Raw genomic sequence first — 7,445 nt, 5'->3', positions numbered from 1 at the left:
TCGAAAACCAAACGATTCCGGCATATTATTGTTATATTATCTCCAGTATTCATCATTATTTTGTCGGGTTTCTCTCGAATTCACATTTAGGTGCGCTCACTAATTTTCAGGTCTGAAGACCTGGGTTACCCGGGAATTTTATAAAATGGGTTCGTTTCATCCTCCGGATATTTTTTTAAAAATGGGTTCGTTTCCTCAGTAAAAAGTTTCTTGCGGGATTCGGTATATAAGCTGTGTGATTTTTGTCCGGTGCATACCTGAGGTACGGGTATTCATACATTATGGCGAAGGGTATGGATCAGGGGTGAAGGGGTGGAAAAAATGGGAGGAGGGAAAGAACAGAATAAGAAACCCGCCCAGAAGGCGGGCCACATGGCCGCTCACGAAATGGTTCAAAGTCCCTTCTTGAGAGCGGATTTGCGGGTTTGTAAAGCAGATTGGAGAACACACCCCGTCTCCGCCTGCGGCATAAATGCCTCCGGCGGATCCACCCCTCTCAAGAGGGGATAAAGCTGGATTCCCGATCAAGTCGGGAATGACAAGAAAGAGGGAATGACAAGAAAGAGGGAATGACAAGAAAGAGGGAATGACAAGAAAGAGAGAATGACAAGAAAGGGGGATTGACATAAAAGGGGGAATAACAAGAAAAAGGGCGAGAATGACAAAAAAGAGGGCGAGAATGACAAGAAAGAGGGAATGATAAAAATGGGCGGATATGACCAATAAAAGGTGGGAATGACAGCGAATAACCGGGGACGCGGGGGTTCTGAATTACCAGAACTACTTGACAAATATCCAGAATGATTTATAATTACTAAACTTAATTCAACCAATTTCATTATAATCAATTTGGGAGGGATGATATGAACAGGCTGGTTTCAATTATCCTGTGTGCCTTAATGATTCCCGTGGCTGTTCAATCGGCGGAAAATTCACTCAAGGCGGGATCCTGGTCTTTCCAGTTTGAAGCAAACAGAGATTTGGAACTTACGGCATTTCAGGGAAGCACCATATCCTGCAAGAAACATACATCGGATGGTGCCGCCTGGAGATTAGGACTTTCGACCGACATTGAATTCCGTGAAGATGAAAATTCAAGAAACAGGATCGACACTACCATTGGACAGACGAACAATGACATGGATGATTATTCCTTTGTCCTTCATATTCAGAGGGTTTTTTATCCGCGTCCGGATGCCAAGATCAATTTCTACTGGGGATTCGGCCCGGATTTTGGCTACGGGAGATATAAGCGTAAGTACACGTCGGAAAATCCATTGAGTGGCTGGTGGAACAAACAAACCGGTGTCAGTACGACTTACTCATTTGGTATGTCCGGAATACTCGGGGTGGAATGGTTTGTATGGTCAAACATCAGTTTCCTGGCGGAGTACGGTTCGACTTTAATGTATACACATGCCAAATATACATCCGAACTAACAGCGAACGGCGGGTATTTCCAGGCGGATGAAAGGAAGACAACATCCTTCGGATTCGATGGCGATGAAGTGCGGTTTGGAATATCGGTTTACTTCTAACACTTCGCCCCGGAAACAGCAGGTCGGGTTCCGAACGAATCGGCGGCCGAATGAAAAACCAGGCTATTACATTGCATACGACACAAAAATCGGGGTAAGTCAAAAGCCTGGTTTTTTGCTTTTTATGTTACTTTACCCATCTATTGAGTGGGCCACATGGTTTGATTGCCGCATAAATATTAATTGCTTTTCAGGACGTTCTTAATTAGATATATTTCATGCCATAGCCGATTGATAACACTAATTAATTCTGCTTTTGCAGGCGGTGGTTCTAATCAAATGGATTAGTGTTTATTTCTCAGGTAAATACAATGGCCGAGGAGGGTCGATTATATGAGTAATGAAACAGGTTCAAGCAGTGGTTCTTCTTTGGAAAACACCGAACGCAACACATTGAATATCCCGACATTGGGATACACACTACTCGGTTTATTGACAGGTGGTGTATTCTGGTCCTTCTACTTCGCGTGCTGGGCACGCAAGCACCAGGAAATCGTTGGTCAAAAGCTCCCGAAAACCCGGAGGAGTACGGTTATAGGGGTAATGACCGGAAGCCTGGGGATGGTTTTACTTTTTTTTATAGTTCTTTCACTGGTTACGGGTTGGGATGTTACGGCGAACAATGGTCCTTTTGAGATTAATGAGGAATTTTTCTGGTTTCTATGCTGGATTGACCTGGCATTGGTAGGTGTAACCTGGGGATCGGTCATTTTTGAAGTCAGAAACGCCATGTCGATAATCGGGCCAGATCGGGTGGATGCATGGCTTCTATCGGGCGGGAAAGAACGAGTTGTTATTCTCGTTTTAATAAATGTTGTTTTTGCACTGGGATTGTTGCCGCTGGTGATCTTTCCGCCGATAGCGGCATCATCGTTGAACAAGTACGTGAACGCCCACACTGCTTAAGTGCCTATCGATTGGTTACGATATATTGGAGACTTTGGCTTCCCGATCAGGTCGGGAATGACGGGCTTTTTTCGGGAATGACAGGTAGAGAGCGGGAATAATATAAATGAGTTTAGTATAAATCAGGAGTGAAGAACATCCCGTGCGGCGGAGAAGCCGGCGACAAAACCGGTGGAAAAAGCCGCCTGAAGATTAAACCCTCCGGTATCAGCATCGATATCCATCACTTCCCCGGCAAAGTAAAGACCGCTGACCAGACGCGACTGCATGGTGCGAGGATCGATCTGAGCGGTATCGATTCCTCCGGCGGTAATAATAGCCTCATTGAAATCGCGGTGGTCTACCACCTCCAGGGAGATACCCTTGAGCCAGACGACCAGCCGACGGCGTTCAGTCGCGGTCAGTTGATGTCCGGGTTTGTCGAGAGCAAGACCGTTGATCTCGCAGGCGAGAGGGATGATCTTGGGGGGAAGAAAGGTTTTCAGCAGGCCGGAAATTTTCTGTCTGCCATGACGGGTTATCAGGTCAAGCAGGCTGGTTTCGAGTTTGTTTTGGTCTTGATCGGGAAAAAGATCGATTACCAGTTCAATTTTTTGTTTGTCCCGGAGAGCCATAACGATTTTGCGGCTGAGCGACAGGATCAGCGGGCCGGAGAGACCGTAATGGGTGAAAAGAATCTCTCCGGTTCGGGCGGGCTGTTTTTTTCTGTCGATGATAAGTCTCACCCCGGCATTGTTAAGGCTAAGACCCTGAAGGCGGCGGGGAATATCCCCGGCGGTGATAATCGGAACCAAAGCGGGGGTAGGGGGTATGATGGTATGCCCGGCGGATTCCGCCAGGCGGTAACCATCGCCGGTCGAGCCGGTGGCGGGGTATGATTTACCGCCGGTGGCGATGATCACGGCCGCGGCGGGATAAAAGCGGTGATGGCCGGGCTGGTTTTTGGGGGAATCGATCCGGCATTCGACGCCGGTGATACGGTGATTCTCTATCGTGAGGGATTCGACCCGGACGGAAGTGATAAGGCGCGCCCCGGCACGAGCAACCCATCCTTCCAGGGTATCGACCACCCGGCGGGCGTCGTTGTCGGCAGGGAACACGCGGCCATCGGGTTCGGTTACGGTGGATAGATGGAGGTCATGGAAGAAGGAGATCAAATCGGGTGCGAAAAACCGGGCGAAAGCCTGACGGAGGAAATCGCCCCCGGAATTAAAGGGTGCAATAAATTGAGAAAGAGGGGCCCGGTTGGTGATATTGCATCGTCCTTTGCCGGACAGACGCAATTTACGACCGGGGCGGGATTTTTTCTCCAGAACCATGGTTGCCGCGCCACACATGGCCGCCTGCCCGGCGGCCATCAGACCGGCGGGGCCGGCACCAATAACGATAATGGTATTTTCATCCATATGCATAAGATAATTATACCGGTATATAAGCGGGAATAAAATTAATGGTCAGATAGTTTCGGCATTGGCACGGGATAACGCCGGGTATTTTTAGTGGTTCACCATAACCCGATATGGGATTGATTGTTATAGCGGTTAGAAAACCGGCTGAAAGATTTGTATCAATTTACTTTAGTCTTTTGATGGTTCCGATTGTCAAAAAAGGGAAGATTAAAAGGAATGGTTTATATGATGATTGTGACATCAAAAAGGACAGGTGGCATGAAAAAGAAAATAATTGTCAGTATAATTGTCCTGATTGTTCTTCTGGGAGCGGCCAAATTGATTTACAGTTTCGCAATCAGCAAGAATGATACCCGGTACCAGTTTGCGGAGGTTACACGGGGTAATCTGGAGACAGTAATATCGGCCAGCGGGACATTGAGCCCGGTGACCATAGTCGAGGTCGGCACGCAGGTGTCGGGTACAATTGATTCCATATATGTCGATTATAACGATCACGTAAAAAAGGGACAGCTTCTGGCGGTTCTTGATACGACCTTGCTGAAGGCATCTTTGCTCGATGCCGAGGCGGGGATGGAGCGGGTGGAGGCTCAGCTGGAGCAGGCCCAGGCGGATTTTGAGCGCTACCACAGTTTATTTGAGAAAGATTTGATATCGGAAGCGGATTTTTTGCCATATCAGATAAGTGTCAAGACTCAAAAGGCTTCATTGAAATCGGCCGAGGCGGCTTACCAGAGAGCAGTGAAGAATCTTCAGTATGCGGTTATCACCTCACCGATAGACGGCATCGTGATCGAGAAAAATGTTGAGGGGGGGCAGACGGTGGCGGCCAGTTTTTCGACGCCGACATTGTTCATGATCGCCGAGGATTTGAACCATATGCAGATAGAGGTTGACGTTGACGAGAGCGATATCGGTTCGATAAAAGAAGGGCAACAGGTTCGTTTTGATGTCCAGACGTATTCCAATAAAGAATTCACGGGATCAGTGACACGGATCAGATTGCAGCCCCAGACGGTTTCGAATGTAGTGACTTATACGGTGATTGTCGATGCGGCCAACAGTGAAGGTTTATTGCTTCCCGGAATGACGGCGACGGTCGATTTCATAATCGAGCAAAAAAAGAATGTCCTTCTGGTTCCCAACACCTGTCTGCGTTTTCAGCCATCGGAAGAGGAGATGGCCAAGGCCTTCGAAAAGCGCAAAACCCGGTTCGAGAATATGCCCGATTCACTGAAGCCGCCTCGGCCGCAGCAACCGGCCGCGAGTGGAGGAAAGGCAAAAGATTTTCCCAGTGATCTCAAGGAGGTTTGGTACCTGGATAGCGGCGGCTCGCTGGCCATGGCCATGGTGAAAACGGGTTTGACCGACGGGAGCAAAACCGAGATCGTGGAAAGCCGTGATTTGAAAGAAGGGATGCAGGTGATCAGCAGTCTGGCGACAAGCACCGGTACAAGTTCATCGACGCAGAAAAGCCAGATGCAAACTCGGCCGCCGATGCCGGGTCCCGGATTTTAAGATAAATACAACGAGAAAAAAACTGGATAAGACAATGGAAACGGTTATTGAAATAAAAGGACTGACGAAAATTTACCGGATGGGTGATATCGAGGTCAAAGCTCTGAGGGGAGTCGATCTGAAAATAAATCGCGGCGAATTCCTGGCCATCATGGGGGCGTCCGGGTCGGGTAAATCGACCCTGATGAATCTTCTGGGCTGTCTGGATATGCCGACGGCGGGGAATTACTTCCTTGACGGGACCGATATGAATTTACGGAACGGGCGGGATTACGCGGATATCCGCAACCAGAAAATTGGTTTTGTTTTCCAGGGATTCAATCTTCTGGCGCGGACTTCGGCGCTTGAGAATGTCGAATTGCCGTTGATATATGATCGTACCATGCGGATAAAAAATCCCCGCCAGGCGGCGATTGAGGCTCTTAAGAAAGTCGGTCTGGGCGACCGGTATGACCATGAGCCGAATCAACTTTCGGGGGGACAGCAACAACGGGTGGCGATCGCACGGGCACTGGTGAATCAACCGGCAATAATACTGGCCGATGAGCCGACCGGGAATCTCGATACGCGAACCTCAATCGATGTTCTTTCGGTATTCCAGGAACTTAACGATCAGGGAATTACCATTTTGCTGGTCACCCACGAACCGGACATCGCCTCGTACGCGAAGAGAATAATCGAGATGCGGGACGGAGTGATACTGCGGGATTTTAAAGTTGTAAACCGGCGTAATGCCGGAGAAGATTTGGCCAATTTCAAGGATATCGAGGCCCCGGCCGGGTGGCAGGCTTCCTTGGCGGGGACGGCCGCGGGAGATAATATATGATGCAAATCACGAATCTTCTTAAGGTGGCGTTTTCCAGTATAATGAAAAACCGGATGCGCAGTTTGTTGACATCGCTGGGCATTATTATCGGTGTCAGCGCCGTGATAATTATGGTAGCGATCGGAAAGGGCAGTCAGGTGGCAATCGAGCAACAGATAAACGCTCTGGGAACCAATCTGATTATTGTCTTCCCCGGAGTAAGCAGTAGTGGCGGGGTTCGTCAGGGGGCCGGATCGTTTAACCGGTTCACGCTTGAAGATGTCGAGAAAATAAAAGAGCAGGCCACTTTACTCAGCGGTATTTCGCCGGTCGTACGATCCGGCGGCCAGGTGATCGGCGGCAGCAGCAACTGGTACACGACTATTTATGGTGTATCTCCAGATTATTTTACAATTCGCAACTGGATTGTCGAATCGGGAGAGGCATTCACCGAGAGAGATGTGACTTCACGCAAAAAAGTCGCTGTGCTCGGTAAGACCGTGGCCGATGAATTGTTTCCCGACCAGGACCCGGTTGGCAAGGAAATTCGTATCCGCAATATCCCGTTCACCATAATAGGGATTCTGGCTTCCAAAGGGCAAAGCGGTATGGGACAGGATCAGGATGATGTTATCCTGGCTCCATCCACCACCGTGCTGTACCGTCTCAAGGGTCGGCAATTTGTTGATATGATCAATGCCAGCGCGGCCTCGACCGAAGTCATGGACCAGGCTCAGGAGGAATTGCGGCTGATTCTTCGGGATGCACACCGTCTGAATGAAGGTGATGCCGATGATTTCACCATTTCCAACCAGGCCGAGATTACCGATGCTGTCACTCAAACGTCGCGAACCATGACCCTGCTTTTGGGAGCTATCGCGGCGGTCTCGCTGGTCGTGGGGGGGATCGGAATTATGAACATTATGCTGGTTTCGGTGACGGAGCGGACTCGCGAGATCGGTATCAGACTATCGGTCGGAGCCAGAGGAAGCGATGTTCTGATTCAGTTTCTTTCCGAGGCGGTTGTTCTCAGTTTGAGCGGCGGGCTGGTCGGTATCATTCTCTCCTTCGCGGTGACATACATTCTCAATCAGTTTACCACGATGAGCGCCGTTATAAGTCCGCAGATTATTTTTATATCAGTAATTTTCTCAGCGGTGGTGGGCATCTTTTTCGGTTACTATCCGGCCCGAAAGGCGGCCGCTTTAAATCCGATTGACGCTCTTCGTTACGAATAAGAATCAAGGCGAGAGGTATTTAATTCTTATG

At 49.1% G+C, this 7,445-nt stretch carries 6 protein-coding genes; 5 read left to right on the top strand and 1 reads right to left on the bottom strand.

Annotated elements, in window-relative coordinates; genetic code table 11:
• Positions 1 to 863 precede the first annotated feature (863 nt).
• Positions 864 to 1,538, top strand: coding sequence for a hypothetical protein (locus JXQ28_00485; GenBank protein MBN2276201.1), 675 nt, complete (start codon positions 864 to 866; stop codon positions 1,536 to 1,538).
• Positions 1,539 to 1,871: 333 nt separating this feature from the next.
• Positions 1,872 to 2,444 (top strand): hypothetical protein, encoded by a 573-nt coding sequence (locus JXQ28_00480; GenBank protein MBN2276200.1) that lies wholly within the window; start codon positions 1,872 to 1,874, stop codon positions 2,442 to 2,444.
• Positions 2,445 to 2,566: 122 nt separating this feature from the next.
• On the opposite strand, the gene JXQ28_00475 is transcribed toward JXQ28_00480, so the two are convergent.
• Positions 2,567 to 3,850 (bottom strand): NAD(P)/FAD-dependent oxidoreductase, encoded by a 1,284-nt coding sequence (locus tag JXQ28_00475; GenBank protein ID MBN2276199.1) that lies wholly within the window; start codon positions 3,848 to 3,850, stop codon positions 2,567 to 2,569.
• A 261-nt stretch (positions 3,851 to 4,111) separates the two neighbouring features.
• On the opposite strand from JXQ28_00475, the gene JXQ28_00470 reads away from it, so the two are divergent.
• From JXQ28_00470 to JXQ28_00460, 3 genes are read left to right on the top strand one after another with little or no spacing between them, the layout of a single operon-like run.
• Entirely contained in the window at positions 4,112 to 5,371 is a 1,260-nt protein-coding gene (locus tag JXQ28_00470) for an efflux RND transporter periplasmic adaptor subunit (protein ID MBN2276198.1), read from the top strand.
• A gap of 34 nt (positions 5,372 to 5,405) precedes the next feature.
• Positions 5,406 to 6,197 carry an ABC transporter ATP-binding protein gene (locus JXQ28_00465; GenBank protein MBN2276197.1) on the top strand — a complete coding sequence of 264 codons (792 nt, stop codon included), beginning with the start codon at positions 5,406 to 5,408 and terminating at the stop codon, positions 6,195 to 6,197.
• Positions 6,197 to 7,414 carry an ABC transporter permease gene (locus JXQ28_00460; protein ID MBN2276196.1) on the top strand — a complete coding sequence of 406 codons (1,218 nt, stop codon included), beginning with the start codon at positions 6,197 to 6,199 and terminating at the stop codon, positions 7,412 to 7,414. Before JXQ28_00465 ends, JXQ28_00460 begins: the two co-directional genes overlap by 1 nt.
• Positions 7,415 to 7,445: the final 31 nt, after the last annotated feature.

The organism is Candidatus Zixiibacteriota bacterium (genome assembly GCA_016933955.1).
Taxonomy (GTDB): Bacteria; Zixibacteria; MSB-5A5; order GN15; family PGXB01; genus JAFGTT01.
Note: the sequence above shows the minus strand (reverse complement) of the source record. Positions and strands in the feature narration are given on the sequence as shown.